Source organism: Pedococcus sp. 5OH_020, assembly GCF_027812955.1.
GTDB lineage: Bacteria > Actinomycetota > Actinomycetes > Actinomycetales > Dermatophilaceae > Pedococcus.
Genome location: NZ_JAPYZV010000003.1, coordinates 1 through 14998, shown reverse-complemented (window position 1 = coordinate 14998; position 14998 = coordinate 1). Strand labels below are relative to the sequence as shown.

The window sequence follows — 14998 nt, the reverse complement described above, 5'->3', positions numbered from 1 at the left end:
CTTCCTCGGTACTGAGTGGCTAAAGGGGCGGCAGGGTCAGGGTTGTGAAGGGCAACTGGGACAGCGGTTCGGCCGGCGCCGGGCCGACGAGGAACGTGTTGGCCACCGCAGCAGCGGTGCCGTCCGAGAACTCCAGCGAGGGGTGCACGGCAACGGCCTCCCCCGCGCGCAACGACCCGACCACCTCGCCGCCCAGCTGCCACGGTTGTTCGTCCACGCCCGTTCCGTGGCCAAGTCCGATGGTTGCTGCATCGCGTTCGGACACCACGCGGGTCCTAGCCGTGACGATGGCGGCGATGTCACGCCCGGGCATCAGCTGGTGCGGAAAGGTTCTCAGGGCGGCTTGAAGCAGCTCGGTCTGGTGGCGCTGCGTGGGCCCGGGGGTACCGACGTGGGCGATCACACCCAGCTCCACCCAGTGGCCTGTGGCGCCGGCGCTCTCGATGAAGATGGTGACCATGGCCCCGGCCCTGAGGACGGAGTCCGAAGGTGGCTGGCCGTGGAAGTGACCAGCGCTGACGTGCACGATCCGAACGCGTGAGCCTCGACGCACGAGCTGGCTCTCGATGGCGGCGGCCAGGTCACGCTCGGTGTCCTTGGGACGCACGAGCGCGGGCAGCGACTGGAAGGTCTGCTCGATGGTGGTCGCTTCTGCCCGCATCAGGTCCTGGTCCCATTGCGCCAGTGCCCGACGTGCCTCGCTGACGAGGTCCACCACGGGCAACGTGTGTTCCAGCAGCATGTGCAGGATCAGGGCGTCACCGTGCGGCACGTGTGATGGTCCTGCCAAGGCGGCTGCACCATAGCCGCCGCAGAGCTCTGCCACCTGTGCGAGCTGCTGTGCCCGGCCGGAGTGGACGGGGGCCACCACCTGCACGTCCCAGGAGAACGCGCGCATCAGCGCACGGCCCTCAACTGCGGACGATGCCACGAGAACCGGCGGCGCGCCACGACGCAGCACCGCATACGCCCCCTTGGTCGGTAGGTGACTGCCGAGGACGTACACGAGGTTCCCGTATTGACCCAAGGCACCTGTCCCGTGGACCAGCAGGACGTCCAGAGCGGCCTGCTCCATGCCGGTCCAGAGCCGTTCCCAGCGTTGAGTCAGGTCCTGGACGCCGCAGGGCTCAGCCGTCGAGGTGGGCATGTCCGTACCGCGAACCGTCGACGAGTGGAAAGTCCTGATGATGAGCCAGCCACCACTGCGCGATGTCTCCGCGACGCGCGAACCAGACCTTCCCCCGGGACTGCGCGTGCTCGAGGAACTCACGCAACGCCGAGACGCGCGCTGCCTGACCAACGAGGCGCGGATGCAGGCCGACCGACATCATCTTCGGCGTGCCCCGCTCTCCCTCGAGCCACAGCTCGTCGAACGCCCGCTTGATGTAGTCGAGAAACTCAGTCGGGTTCTTCGATCCCTGCGAGTCGTTGTAGGTCTGGGAGTATGGAACGACCAGGTGCTGCGTTTCGCCCACTGCGGTGAAGTAGGGCAGGTCGTCGTTGTAGGCGTCGCAGTCGAACTGGAATCCACCTTCCTCGACCACGAGGCGGCGGGTGTTGACCGACGGGCCATATCGACAGTACCAGCCGACCGGTCGCTTGCCCCAAGTGCGTTCGAAGGACTGCACGGCCAAGGCGATGTGCCGCCGCTCCTCCTCTTCACTGAGGCGCCAGTGCTCCTCCCATCTCCACCCGTGCGACACGAGGTCGTGGCCGCGAGCACTGGCGACGCGGGCCACTACAGGGTTCGCCTCGAACGCCACTGCGCAACCGAAGAAGGTGCAGGGGATGTCGTACTCGTCGAAAAGCCTCAGCAGCCGCCACACACCGACTCGACTTCCGTACTCGTACATGGACTCCTGGGCCAGGTCGCGCACCTCGGGGGGAAAGCGGTAGGCGGAGTCGCCGAGGATGTCGTTCTCCCGGTCACCCATGGCGTACGAGTACTCCGAGCCCTCCTCGTAGTTGACGACGATGTTGACGGCCACGTTGGCCTGGTGCGGCCAGGTGACCTGCGGCACGAGGGAGCCGTAGCCCACCAGGTCCCGGACCGGTCCAGGGAGCACGTCCTGAGCTGGTCGGTTGATCGATGTCGACATCAGTAGGCCAGCCATCCGCCATCGACCGGCAGGGTGTGTCCGGAGATGAAGGTGCAGTCGTCACTCGAGAGGAACAAGGCGGCCCCCGCGACGTCGTCGGCACGCCCCAGACGGGGGTACGGGGTCCGGGCTCGGGAGTACGTCAGGACCGGGTCGGTCATGTCGATCTCGCCCGGATGGGTTCCGGTGATGATGCGGCCGGGCGCCAGGCCGTTGACCAGGATGCCGTGCCGGGCGTAGTCGGTGGACAGCTGCCGGGTCATCTGCACGACTCCGCCTTTGCTGACGGCGTACGCGAAGTAGTCGGGCGGGCCGATGAAGCCTTGTTGGGAGGAGACGTTGATGACCCGACCTCGGATCTCCACTACCGGTTCCTGTGTGACCATTTGCGTGATGGCTGCCTTGCAGCACAGGAACTGGCCGCGAAGGTTGACCGACATGAGACGGTCCCACTCACCCTCGGTCGTCTCCAGGATGTTGTGTGACCCGACGAGCCCAGCGTTGTTGATCATGATGTCGAGGCGTCCGTACTCCTGGACGACCCGCTGGATGAGGGAGTGCACGTCGTCCGTGACGGAGACGTCGGCCTTGTGGAAGATGGCGGTGCCGCCAGCGGAGACGATCACGTCGGTCGTGGGTTCAGTGTTCAACCCGTCCCAGATGGGGTCGGTCCGGATATCACTGACCACCACGGATGCACCCTCGGCGGCGAGCCGTATGGCGATGGCGCGGCCGATTCCGGATGCTGCACCGGTAACCACGGCGGTGCGGCCCGTCAGTCGCATGTGGGTGGCCTTTCGTTGTGGGCGTCTCCGCCGACGGCTGGTTGATCAGGCGCTGGTGGACTGCTGTGCCTGGCGCTCACCGATCCGGGTGATCGCGTCGACGATGAGGTCCCAGAAGCCTTCGAAGTGGAGCTTCGTCGCCACCAGGTTGTTGAACGGTTCGCCGAAGGCGCCGAGGAAGTCGGTGACTGTCTCCCCGTAGGTCCACTTTCCCTGCGTTTCCACGACGACGAACGCTTCCTCCACGTGGACGACGTCGGGGTTGATCACCCGGGCAACGGCGCAGGCGTCGTGGATCGGCGGGTACGGCATCTTCCACACCGAGCTGTAGGTGCCACCGAAGAAGTCAAGCCACTCGGCCACGGTCTGCGACAAGGGCGTTCCGATGGCCCGGATGCGCTCCTTCACCTCGGGCGTGGCAACCGCCTGGTGCGTCAGGTCGAGTCCCACCATGGTGACCTGCCACTCGGCAGCGAACACTGCCGCGGCAGCCTCCGGGTCCGCGAGGATGTTGAACTCGGCGGCCGGCGTGGCGTTGCCTTGTGTGTAACCACCGCCCATGAGCACCACCCCGCGAACGCGCTCGACGATCTTCGGCTCGAGCCGCATGGCCAACGCGATGTTGGTCAGTGGCCCGGTCGGCACGAGGGTGATCTCCTGCGGCTCGTGTTCCATCACGACGTCCACGATCAGCTGGGCCGCGTGCCGGGGATCCAGCTCCATGCTGGGCTCCGGCAGGACGGGCCCGTCCAGTCCTGAGACGCCGTGCACGCTTCCGGCGATGATGTCGTGGTCGGTCAGCTGCTTGCGCATCAAGGGGAACTCGGCGCCGCGGGCGATGGTGGCCTGCGAACCCACCAGAGTGGCCACACGCATCGCGTTGTAGGTCACCTTGGGCAGGGTCTGGTTGCCGGCGACGCTGGTGATCGCGACGAGGTCGATCTCCGGGTTGCCTTCGGCCAGGACGATCGCGATGGCGTCATCGTGGCCCGGGTCGACGTCGAGGATGATCTTGCGAGGCATGTCGGTGGTGCTCCTTCGTGGTGTTGGGTGAGCTGTCGGTGATGGCGGTCGGCTACTTGAGGCCCGACCGGGCGAGCCCCGGGATGAGCAGTCGCTGCAGGAAGACGAACAGCACGAGCAGCGGGATCGTGGCGATCGATGCGCCCGCGAAGCTGAGCCCCCAGTTGGGCAGCTCCCCCGGGGACACCGACTGGGCGATGGCCACCTGGACGAGCTGCTTCTCCGGTGTCTGGATCGCGATCAGGGGCCACAGGAAGCCGTTCCAGGAGAACAGGAAGATGGTCAGGACGAACGTGACCAGGTCAGCGCGGATGTTGGGCAGGATGACGGACCAGAAGATGCGCAAGTGGCCGGCCCCATCCAGTCGGGCTGCCTCGTCAAGTTCATGCGGGACACCCTCGAACGCCTGACGGAGCAGGAACAACCCGAAGGCGTTCGCGATCCACGGGATGCCGACGCCGACAAGGGTGTCCTGAAGCCCCAGAGTGCCGACCAGCTGGAACAGCGGCACGGCCAACGCCTCCGACGGCAGCATGAACGTCGCCAGGATGAAGGCGAAGATCACGTTCCGGCCGGGGAACTTGATTCGCGTCAGCGCGTAGGCCGCCGGGCAGCACACGGCGAGGGCGCCGAGCACTTGGCCAACGGCCACGAGGGCGGAGTTGAGCAGCGCACGGCCTATCCCTCGGTCTGCGAAGAGCTCCGTGACGTTGTCGATGGTCGCGTGGACGGGGATGAACGTCCTCCAGCTGATGGGAACCACGTCCGTGAAGATGCTGGCCTGGGTCTTGAGCCCGGATGCGAACATCCACACGTACGGTCCCAGGAACGCAGCGACGATGACCGCGAGGATCAGCAGCGTGGTCAGGATGCGTCCGACTTGCCGCACCCGCCGTTGCGGCGCTCCGGCTGGTAGGGGCGCACCGGTTGAGGTCTGCGCCGAAGAGGGTCGTGCCGTCGAGACAGTCATGTCAGTAGTCCCATCGGGTGCGGAGCAGTCGCATCTGCACCAAGCTGATGGCCAATGCGATGACCAGTAGCAGCAGGGAGATCGCCGATGCGTATCCGGGCTGCTGGAGGGTGAAGGCGGTCTGGTAGATCAGGTACACCAACGTGTTGGTGGTTCCGTTGGGGGCGCCGCCGGTCATGATGTAGGCGGGTGCGAAGGACTGCAGTGCGAAGACCGTGATGACCACGACGACCAGCACGGTGGTTCGCGACATCAGCGGGATGGTGATGTAGCGGAACCGCTGTCGAGGACTGGCGCCGTCGATGGTGGCGGCCTCCATCAACTCTGATGGCAGGGACTGCAGGCCGCCGAGGTAGAGCACCGTGGCCATCCCGAGCTGTTGCCACACGGTCAGCACGATGATGGCTGGCAACGCCTGCGTGCCGCTGGTGAGGAACGGCTGCTGCGAGATGCCCACGGAGCCCAAGGCGGAGTTGATCAGCCCGTTGGCGTTGAGCAGGAACGTCCACAGCGTCGCGACGACCACAGAGGAGGTGATCACGGGAAGGAAGACCATGGTCCGCACGAACCCGCGAGCTGGCAACTTGCCGTTCAGGAACATGGCCAAGAGGAAGGCCAGCGGAATCGTCAGGATGACCACACCCACCGACAGCAGCAGCGTGATGATCAGCGACTTCACGGTTCCCTGGTCGGTGAAGATGCGAACGAAGTTGTCGAAGCCCACGAACGTCTTCAGGTCCGGCGTGATCAGGGTGTAGTCGTAGAAGCTGTCCTTGACCATGAGCAGCAGCGGGCCGTACTGGAAGATCAGGGCGAGGATGATGAACGGTCCGAGGAAGGCCGCCGCCGCCAGGAGATCCTGTCGCGCGCGGCCTCCCCCCGCCGGGGCGAAGCGCTTGGCGCGCCGCCCCGGCACGGGTTCCGCTTTGGTTGACATCGTCGGTCCTTTGCCTCTACTTCGCGTTGGTCACGATGGGCTGGAGCTGGCTGACGGCCTGGTCCAGGCGAGACTTCGGGTCCGAGCCGTAGGCGATGTCCTTCAGTGCCTTGGAGACGATGTTGCTGTACTGGCTGAAGGCGGTCGTGAGGGGTCGTGGCTGGCCCCACTTGAGCAGCTCGTCGTACTCCATGTCGAACGGGGCTTCATGGAACCTCGGCAGCGAGTCGTACACCGACTGCAGCGTGGGCATCCGGATGGCGGACTCGTTGTACTTGGCGACCTGCGGGGGGGTGGAGATACCCACGACGAACTTGGCGGCAGCATCCCGGTGCTTGGTCTTGGCCATGACCCCCACCGTCAAGGCGCCCGTCTGGACGATCGGGGTCTTGATGTACGGCATGGGCGCGTTGCCCCACTTGAACGAGACGTTGGCCTTCTTCAGGTTCAGCGCCTGCTCGCCGACGAAGATGTCGAAGCACGCCTTGCCGTCGATGAACGCGTTGGGTCGACCGGTCTTGGACGATACGGCGGTCTTGCCGTTGAAGAGGGACTGGTAGAACTTGCCTGCCTGGACCGCCTCTGGCGTGTTCAGCCACCCGTCCACGTTTTTTCCGTCGGGCGAGATCGCGTAGAACGTCTTGTAGGCCGAGGAGTTCGGGTCAGCCTTGGGGTCACCGGCGCTGCGGATCATCACCAGGTCGCCATACACGGTCCCTGGCGTCCCGTCACCGAGCTGCGTCGGAGCCAGCCCGTAGATGGAGGGGTTGCCCGGGGTGCCCTTCTGACACTTGAGCATCGCCTCGTGCGCCTGCTGCCACGTCCACGCCTGGTCGATGCTGGTCGGCACCCTGATCCCGGCCGCATCGGTGAGTGTCTTGTTGAAGTACATGGTGAGGACGTCCTGCTGGACGCCCAGGGAGTACACCTTGTCCTTGAATGACTGCTCTTTCAGCGTGGCGGGAAGGACGTCGTGCTTCCACCCGCTCGGCAGATACGAGTCCAGTGGCAGGAGCACACCCTTCGACGCGTAGTCGGCCGTGTTCGGGCTGTCGTATCCGACGATGTCCGGGGAGTTGTTGGTGGGCGCCAGGACGCTGATCTTGTCGGCCAGCTGGCCGAAGGGGATGTCCTGGACGCTGAACTTCACGCAGCCCTTGACCGACTTGGAGTAGTCGTCGAGTTGCTGGTCGTTCGGCACCTGGTGCTCGGCGCGCAGCACCTTGAGGGTGGTGACGCCTTGGGGACAGTCGGCCGTTTTGGCACCCACGTCCTCCTTGCTGCTACACCCGGCGGCGGCCATGGCGGCGCTGAGCGCGACCGCCGACGCCATGACAAGTCGCGTGCGCGACTTGCCGCGTACTGTTCCGATGTTGCTCATTGCTGGCTCCTTGCTCGGTTGTACTGCGCCGTACTTGTGACGGCAGTGGTTTGTGGCCTAGGCCGGTGATTGCGGGTCCTGGATGTGTGCGGGCCCGGCGAGGGTGGTGTTGAGAAGCTTGTAGAACAGGTCGGCGTCGGCGTCGAGCGCCACAAGGGCGTTCGGTGTCTGCCCGCTGCGGGCCGCTGTGTCGACGATCGTGCGTCCGAAGGACGCGAAACCGGTCGTCTCGATCTGCACGTGGTACGCCCTTAAGGGGATGACTGAGGGGTCGAGTAGGTAGGCAACGCACAGGGCGTCGTGCACAGGGGCGACGTCTGGCATCTGCTGGGGCTGGGTCTGGGTGTAGCCCTCGATGCGCTGCCCGATGAGCGCGGCTGCAGCGGTCCCGGCTGGTGTGCCCAGTCCGCGTAGCGCCTCGTTCTGCGCAGCCGTGACGTTGGCACGGTGGGTGGCGTCCAGCGGGACAAGGACCAGTCGCTCGAAACCAGCCCGGAACACAACGTCGGCCGCCACCGGGTCGTGCCAGATGTTTGCCTCGGCCGAGGGGGTGACATTGCCGAGGGCGTGGCTGCCGCCCATGATCACGACCTCGTCGACAGCCTCGACGATCTTGGGGTCGATCGTAACGGCGGCGGCAATGTTCGTCAGCGGCGCGACCGGGACCAGGGTGATCTGCTCGGTCGCCGATCGAAGGGTCTCGACGAGCCACTCCACCGCGGGCTGCCGGGCGATTTCACGGGTGCTCGGCTGAATGGGGAAGCTGGCCGGGTGAACGATTTCGCGCTCGCTGTCGACGTGGTCGGCGAACAGGAAGGGGATCGGAGCGAACGGCTTGCCGAGTCCTTGGTGGACGGGAACGTCCTGTCGGCCGATCAGGTCCAGAACGGCCAGCGTGTTTGCGGTGCACACGGGAACCGCGTGGTTGCCCCACACAGTTGTGCAGCCGAGGAGGTCCAGGTCCTTGGAGAGACCGGCCATCATGATGGCAATGGCATCGTCCGTCCCGGTGTCGACGTCGAGGATCAGCTGTCGGGTCATGAAGGTGTCTCCTTGCTTGGCGGTCAGGGGCGCTGCGTGGCGTCGCGCACGAGGGAAGTCATGAGATGACGGTGGCCATCGAGCTGTGACTGTGCGCGCAGGTGCCGGCCGATGGGGCCGGGGTCATGGAACCCGTCGGGGTCCACCACGACCCGTCCTCCGGCGATGACAGTGGTCGGCCACCCGGTGAAGGAGTGACCCTCGTAGGGGGTGTAATCCGTGGCCATGTGCAGGTCGCTGGTGGTGACGGCTCGCCGCTGGTGTGGGTCGAAGACCACGAGGTCCGCATCGGCGCCAGGGGCTATGTAGCCCTTGCCCCGCAGGCCGTTCAGTCGCGCTGGATTGGTTGAGGTGAGGGCGACGAAGTCCTCGACGGCCATCTGTTGCGAGGAGACCAACGAGTCGAAGGTCACGGTCAGGCGGGTCTCGACGCCAGGTAGGCCGTTGGGTACGTTCACGGCGTCGTCGGCGTGAGCGCTCTTCTGGACTGTGGAGTAGCAGCAGTGGTCCGAGCCAATGGTGTCCACGTGTCCCTGGAGAACCACGGCCCGCAGGTCGTCGCGTGTGGCAGTCGACCGCAAGGGCGGGCAGCAGACGTAACGCTCTGGATGCTGCTTTTCGTACAGGGAGTCGTCCAGTACGAGATAGTGCGGGCAGGTTTCGGAGTAGACCCGCACCCCACGAGCGCGCGCCTGCCGGACGAGGTCGACAACGTCGGCGGTGGTTTGGTGGACGAAGTAGACGCTGGCTTGCTCCTGCTCGGCTATGGTCAGCACCTGCTTGACGGACTCGAGCTCGGCCTGTTCGGGCCGCATGCTGGCCATGAAGCGCGAGTGCCGGTGCCCTGCGGCTGCCGCGTCCTTCTGATGCGTCTCGATGATGTGGTTCTGCTCGGCATGGATCAACGTCACGCCGCCGAGCTCTTCGGTCGTCGCCATGACGGCACGGATGGTTTCGGTGTCCGCCATGACGCCGTCGCGGTAGGTGGTGAACAGCTTGGTGGTCCGGACGCCCAGGTCCGCCATGGCGAAAAGCTGGCCTCGCGTGCTGTGGTCCCAAGCGACGACTCCGCCGTGCAGGGCGGTGTCGCACCGTGCCGCGCCGGCCTGCTTAAGCCGCGTATGGGCCGCCTCCAGAGGCGTTTGACCCGGCTCCGGGATGGCGAAGTCGATGATCGTCGTGGTGCCGCCCCACAAGGCTGCGATGCTGGCCTGCTCGTGGTCATCGAGCATGGACACATCGCCGAGCCTCTGGCCGACGTGGCAGTGTGGGTCGACGCCCCCGGGGATCACGAGTTGGCCAGTCGCGTCGATGGCCCTTGCGTGGCTCGGCAGTGGGCTGTTCGCATCCAGCAGTGCGGTGATGCGGCCACCGGCGATGAGGACAGTCGCAGCCCGGCTGCCTGTGGCATTGACGACCGTTCCGCCATGGACGACGAGGTCCGCCTGCCCAGGCACGCTCATGGCCGGACGCCTTCCATGGTGTGGTGCAACCCAGATCCTTCGAACACGGCCCGCGCCAGTGAACCGATGTGCCGCTGCATGAGGGCCGACACCTCTTGGGGACGTCGCTGCCCCAGGGCTCTCACGATGGCCCCGTGCTCATCCACTTGGCGTTGGCGGGACGCGAGGTCAGGAGCTGCGTACTGGTTCACCAGTGCCCACAGCGGGTGGCGCTCGACGTTCACGAGCTGGCACACGATGTCCGCCAGGAGCACGTTGCCGCAGCCGGGCGCGAGGTCTGCGTGGAACTCCAAGCCCAGCGCGACAAAGCGGGTGAGCTGGTCGGGCTGGTCGACCAGCTCTCCCTGTTCGTCGGTGTATCGCTGCAGTGCGGCGATCCTGTCCTCGTCGGAGCGCTCCGCCGCGAGCGCAGCAACGGTGGGCTCGATGTGCAGGCGGGCCTCGACCAGATCTCGCGGTGGCGCGAAGAGCGATGCCGCGCGCCCGATCATCGTCGTGCTGTCCGAGCCCCGGACAAAAGTCCCATCGCCATGGCGCACCTCGAGGGCACCGACGAGCTCAAGAGCGAGAAACGCCTCCCGTGCCGTTGCCCTCGAGACCCCGGCTTCGGCCGCGACGTCCGCGTATGCCGGAAGCCGCGCTCCGGGCAGGTAGTCGCCATCGTTGATGGCTGCAAGCAGGTTCTGTGCCACTGCCAGGTACCTCCGCTGCTTCGTTAACTCTTCAGACGTCTGCACTCTTAGACGTTAGATGTCTGCGGTCTCGTCGGTCAAGACTCTTTCGGAAGATGTTCAACGTGTGGACACCGAGACATCAGATGTCTGTGGTGGGCGCGCAGCGCCGGTTGCCCCGACGCGCGCTCCTGGCCGGCTACGAGGGGAGCGGCTACTCGGCAAACGGGTCACACGGCCCTCTGGGGCCTTCAGGCCGAGACGCGACCCAGCGCAGTCACGGCATCCTCGATCAGGGACCAGAACCGTTCGACGTCCAGATCCAGGGCCACCGTCGCATTGGCCGGCCGCTGGAGGAAGTTGAGAAGGTCGACGCAGGTCGCCCCCCGGGTCTGCGTGCCTTCGCACTCGACGTCGATCCGCGTGCGCACGCTCGTGGCGACTGATGGCTCCGCCAGCATCGCGACGGTGATGGGGTCATGCAGCGGACCGTCGGGCATTCCCTCGAACTGCTCGTAGGTAGAACAGAAGTACTCGAGAAGTTCAACGCCAAAGGCGGCGAGCGGGCTGTCCAGCGCGGCGATGCGGGCCCGCACCTCACGGGTGATGAGTGCCTGGTGCGAGATGTTCAGCCCAACCATCGTGAAATCCACGCCGGATCGGAGCACAATGTCCGCGGCCTCAGGGTCCGCCCATGCGTTGAACTCCGCATAGGGGGACACGTTTCCCCGGCCGGTCGAGCCTCCCATCCAGATCAGGCCTTCGATCTTGGACACGAGCTCCGGATGGCGCTGCACCAGGTGCGCGATGTTGGTCAGCGGCCCGGTGGGCACCAACACGACAGGCTCTTCGGAGGCTGTGAGGACGTCGGCGATCAAGGTGACCGCGTCCCGGTCATCGAGTTCGATGGTCGGCGCGGGAAGGACCGGGCCACCAAGTGCGTTCGCGCCATGGATCCATTCCGCTGGCCGTAGCTCTCCCTTCAGCGGCCCACTTGCGCCGCGGGCGACCGGGACGTCACGGATGCCGGCGACCGTGCATGCCACGAGCGCATTGTGGGTGGTGTGCTCGATGCGCCCGTTCCCGGCCACCGTGGTAATCGCTCGCAGATCGATGTTCGGGTTCCCAGCGGCCAGCCAGATGGCGAAGACGTCGTCATGGCCTGGGTCGCAGTCGATGATGATCGGAATGCTCATGTTTCTCCTTGCGCAACGAGTGCGGAATCGATCTCGCACAAGGTACTCTGGCCGCGCGATGAAGTCCATAGGGATGTCCATAGGATGTAAACCCACCCAGGGACCAGTGAAGGGGTTCGCGTGAGAGAGTCCGGTCAGCCGGTCGTTACCCTCAGTGATGTTGCGGCCAGAGCAGGCGTGTCGAAGGCAACCGCTTCGCGCGCTCTGGCTGGCAGGCCAAGGGTCTCCAATGAGACCATCGCTCGCGTGCAATCGGTTGCGCAAGAACTCGGGTACCGAGTCGATCCCATCGCCCGAGCCCTGCGTCAGGGTTCGACCCGTCTCGTCGGCATGATCGTCCCCGTCATCGGCATCCCGTTCTTCTCCCAGCTCGTCGAGGCCCTCGAGGACCAGCTCAATCGGGCCGGTTTCGAACTGCTCCTGGCGGACTCGCACGGGTTCGTCGAGGAAGAGGTACGTCGCCTCAGGGTGTTCGGTGATCGACGCGTTGACGGGATTCTGGTGATCCCGTCAGACCGCATTGGTTCGGCTGAGGCACTCAGGCGCGTGGCCCGTGGCACGGCGATCGTCGAGGTCGACAGAGCCACCGATAGTCCGGTCGCCGACTTCGTCGGCGTCGACAACGAGACGGGCATGCGGCTTGTCATCGACCACTTGAAGGACATCGGTGTCCGATCGATCGGCTACGCGGGATCTGACGACGCGAGCTCGAACGGCGTGGAAAGGTGGGACGCGGTCCAACGCAGCTCGACTCGCGCTGGGATCGAGGTGACCGGCCACTTTCGCAGCGAGTTCAGCGTGGAGTCCGGGGTCGCCGCTGTCGACAGACTCCTGGATCATCAGACTCTGCCGGACGCGATTGTGACCGGCTCGGATTCAATTGCGTTCGGGGTTCTCAGGCAGCTGCGCCAGCGTGGGGTCGCGGTTCCCAACGACGTGGTGGTGACCGGCTTTGATGGCAGCGACCTGGCCAATGTCGTCTGGCCCACGCTGACCACGGTGGTCCAGCCCGTCGAAGCCATCGCAGCCGATGCAGTCGCGTTCTTGGTGGCCCGCATCGAAGGCCAGGACGGCCCGGTCCGGAGGAACCGGCTAACCCCGAGCCTGCGCCTAGGGGAATCGACGCGACGTGGGCCAGGTGCTGCAGAAGTGGTCTAACCTCTACATATGCAGACGTTAGATGAGCATGTTGCGGATGGCTCGCAGTCCGCCTCGGGTCCGCCTCGGGTAAGGACATCACCGTGACACATGGAGATCCCCTCGCGTTCGGCTTGCCGCCTGCGCCGGCCACGATCGTCATAGCCCCGGACTCCTTCAAGGGCACTCTCAGCGCAACGGACGCCGCTTCCGCCCTGGCCCGCGGCTGGCGGTCGGTGCGACCCCATGACACCTGTCGCAGCGTTCCCTTGGCCGACGGCGGCGAAGGGACATCGAGGATCGTCGCCGCGCAGTCGCCGGGCGCTCGCTACATGGAAGTGACCGTCGAGGATGCCATCGGATCTCCAACGCTCGCCCGCTGGGCCCTGCTGCCCGACGGCACGGCTGTCGTTGACCTCGCGTCTGCTTGTGGTATCGAGCGACTGCGCGGACTGCGCGCTCGCACGGCTTCGACGTACGGGTTGGGACAGGTCCTCTTGCACGTGGCGTCCACGCCAGCAGTGACAAAGCTCGTGATCGGGCTAGGAGGCAGCGCCTCGACCGACTGTGGCGCGGGGGCGCTGCAAGCGCTGGGAGCCCGGCTGCTCGATGGGAACGGTGTCGAGCTAGCTCGCGGAGGCACGGCCCTGCGAGACCTGGCACATCTGGAGCTCAGCGCCATCGCTCCGCCACCCCCCGGTGGAGTCGAGTGCCTGGTCGACGTCACCGCTCCACTGTTGGGCCCATCCGGAGCCGCGTTCCAGTTCGGACCCCAGAAGGGCGCCTCGGCCACCGAAATCCACTCCTTGGAAGCCGCCATGCACCACTGGGCATCCTGCCTGGGCGGCGAGCCGAACACTTCGGGTGCAGGCGCCGCGGGAGGTTCAGCGTATGGGCTGATGGCCGGGTGGGGTGCCCGGTTGGTGCCGGGCGCCCAAGCCATCGCGGAGCTGGTCGGACTTCGTGAAGCCTTCGAGGGGGCCGACCTGGTCATCACCGGCGAGGGCCGCTTCGACAGCCAATCGCTGGGCGGCAAGGTGGTCGGTCACGTCATCGAGCTGGCCCGGACCAGGGACATCCCGGCCGTTGTCGTTGCTGGCAGCGTTCTCGATGCACCGGAGACACCCGGTGTCCGGGTAGTGTCCCTGACGGAGACGGCGGGGTCGACCAAGGCGGCGATGGCGGACCCAGCCGTATGGCTCGAAGGTTGTGCCCGCGACCTTGCACGCGCATCCGAACATGGCCCCGTCCGCAGTGACCGGGCCTTTTGAGTAGCCTCAGCACGTGACCACGCACGAGGAGGAGCCGGCCGCTGGTGGTCAGAGGCGCTATTTGGCTGTTGCACAGACCCTGTTGTCCGCGATCTCAGGAGGGGAATACCCCCCAGGGTCGCGGCTTCCGGCGCACAGTGAGGTTGCGGCTCAGGCTGGCGTCTCCAGGGCCACCGCCCGAGAGGCCTTTCTTGCCCTGGAGGTCATCGGTGCCATCGAGGTGCGCCATGGTGACGGGACTTTCGTTCGCGGGCCGGCGGTCCGGGTCGGCGGTGTCACGGGCGCGGCTCTGGACGCGCTGCCTCACGAGCTGGTTGAAACAAGACTCCGTATCGAGCCGGTGGTCACGGCGTTGGCCGCGCAACGCCTCGACCGTGAACGCCTGGATGGAGTGGCCAGGCTGCTGGAGGAGCAGCAGGCTTTGGTTCACGAGGCCAAGGACGTGGCTCGGTTCGTAGCTCTGGGGCTGGAGTTCCACGCCGAGCTCGCCCCCGCGTGCGGCAATCCACTCTTGGCGGACATCGTGAGCCAACTTGTAAACGTTGGCCGACACCCGCTGTGGGCTCTTGTGAACCAGCATGCCCTTCCGGACGAAGCGTCCCGCCAGCGGCAGGTCGACGAGCACAAGTCCATCCTGCGGGCGATCGGTCGCGGCGAGGCGGAGCTGGCCAAGCGGCTCATGGAAGAGCACCTCGGCTCCCTCCAGGCGCGCATCTTCCAAGGAGCAACCCCGCACGCACCAGCGCAGTAAGGCACTCTTCCGGCGTCGAACGCGGCGTAGTGGGCCTCACGGAGAATCTCGCGGAGCATCACTCCAGGCTCGTGCAGCCGCCAGACCGCCAGCACGGTTGTCGGAGGTCACAGGCCCATCGTGCTCTCCGGGTCCACGACCTGGCGGGTCCTCAGCCCTCCAACCCGCATGCCGATCCCGGGGTCACATGCTCGCCGGCAGTGCCCCGCGGGGTGGTGGGCTTTGAGGGCTGATCCTCGGTGCCTACTCGCCGCTTTGGAGGGCGGCGATGGC

Annotated in this window: 14 protein-coding genes and 1 pseudogene; 4 read left to right on the top strand and 11 right to left on the bottom strand. The window is 66.0% G+C overall.

Annotated features, from left to right (window positions below; genetic code table 11):
• Positions 1-19 precede the first annotated feature (19 nt).
• The 11 genes from PHA84_RS05705 to PHA84_RS05655 all read right to left on the bottom strand — a co-directional run bounded on the left by PHA84_RS05705 (position 20) and on the right by PHA84_RS05655 (position 11635).
• Positions 20-1147, bottom strand: a complete 1128-nt coding sequence (locus PHA84_RS05705) for a M24 family metallopeptidase (RefSeq protein WP_270887139.1) — start codon at positions 1145-1147, stop codon at positions 20-22.
• Entirely contained in the window at positions 1128-2099 is a 972-nt protein-coding gene (locus tag PHA84_RS05700) for a polysaccharide deacetylase family protein (RefSeq protein WP_270887138.1), read from the bottom strand. The genes PHA84_RS05705 and PHA84_RS05700 overlap by 20 nt, the downstream gene beginning before the upstream one ends.
• Positions 2099-2884, bottom strand: a complete 786-nt coding sequence (locus PHA84_RS05695; RefSeq protein ID WP_270887137.1) for an SDR family NAD(P)-dependent oxidoreductase — start codon at positions 2882-2884, stop codon at positions 2099-2101. The genes PHA84_RS05700 and PHA84_RS05695 overlap by 1 nt, the downstream gene beginning before the upstream one ends.
• A 45-nt stretch (positions 2885-2929) precedes the next feature.
• Positions 2930-3907: a nucleoside hydrolase gene (locus tag PHA84_RS05690; RefSeq protein WP_270887136.1), complete on the bottom strand. Its 978-nt coding sequence runs from the start codon at positions 3905-3907 to the stop codon at positions 2930-2932.
• A gap of 52 nt (positions 3908-3959) precedes the next feature.
• Positions 3960-4796, bottom strand: coding sequence for a carbohydrate ABC transporter permease (locus tag PHA84_RS05685; RefSeq protein ID WP_270887135.1), 837 nt, complete (start codon positions 4794-4796; stop codon positions 3960-3962).
• A gap of 82 nt (positions 4797-4878) precedes the next feature.
• Positions 4879-5814, bottom strand: a complete 936-nt coding sequence (locus PHA84_RS05680) for a carbohydrate ABC transporter permease (protein WP_270887134.1) — start codon at positions 5812-5814, stop codon at positions 4879-4881.
• A 16-nt stretch (positions 5815-5830) separates the two neighbouring features.
• Positions 5831-7195, bottom strand: a complete 1365-nt coding sequence (locus tag PHA84_RS05675) for an extracellular solute-binding protein (protein WP_270887133.1) — start codon at positions 7193-7195, stop codon at positions 5831-5833.
• Positions 7196-7252: 57 nt separating this feature from the next.
• Positions 7253-8236, bottom strand: coding sequence for a nucleoside hydrolase (locus PHA84_RS05670; RefSeq protein WP_270887132.1), 984 nt, complete (start codon positions 8234-8236; stop codon positions 7253-7255).
• 23 nt (positions 8237-8259) lie between these two features.
• Positions 8260-9699, bottom strand: a complete 1440-nt coding sequence (locus PHA84_RS05665) for an amidohydrolase family protein (RefSeq protein WP_270887131.1) — start codon at positions 9697-9699, stop codon at positions 8260-8262.
• Positions 9696-10391: a FadR/GntR family transcriptional regulator gene (locus PHA84_RS05660; protein WP_270887130.1), complete on the bottom strand. Its 696-nt coding sequence runs from the start codon at positions 10389-10391 to the stop codon at positions 9696-9698. The genes PHA84_RS05665 and PHA84_RS05660 overlap by 4 nt, the downstream gene beginning before the upstream one ends.
• 230 nt (positions 10392-10621) lie before the next feature.
• Positions 10622-11635 (bottom strand): nucleoside hydrolase, encoded by a 1014-nt coding sequence (locus tag PHA84_RS05655; RefSeq protein WP_270887129.1) that lies wholly within the window; start codon positions 11633-11635, stop codon positions 10622-10624.
• A gap of 51 nt (positions 11636-11686) precedes the next feature.
• Here PHA84_RS05655 and PHA84_RS20770 point away from each other — a divergent pair.
• The 4 genes and pseudogenes from PHA84_RS20770 to PHA84_RS05640 all read left to right on the top strand — a co-directional run.
• A pseudogene (locus PHA84_RS20770) lies at positions 11687-11833 on the top strand (LacI family DNA-binding transcriptional regulator); the annotation flags it as partial.
• Positions 11834-11896: 63 nt separating this feature from the next.
• Entirely contained in the window at positions 11897-12724 is an 828-nt protein-coding gene (locus PHA84_RS05650) for a LacI family DNA-binding transcriptional regulator (protein WP_270887128.1), read from the top strand.
• An 83-nt stretch (positions 12725-12807) separates the two neighbouring features.
• The gene (locus PHA84_RS05645; RefSeq protein WP_270887127.1) at positions 12808-13974 is read left to right on the top strand and encodes a glycerate kinase; all 1167 of its coding nucleotides are present in this window, start codon (positions 12808-12810) and stop codon (positions 13972-13974) included.
• Positions 13975-13987: 13 nt separating this feature from the next.
• Positions 13988-14725: a FadR/GntR family transcriptional regulator gene (locus tag PHA84_RS05640; RefSeq protein WP_270887126.1), complete on the top strand. Its 738-nt coding sequence runs from the start codon at positions 13988-13990 to the stop codon at positions 14723-14725.
• The last annotated feature ends 273 nt before the right edge of the window (positions 14726-14998 follow it).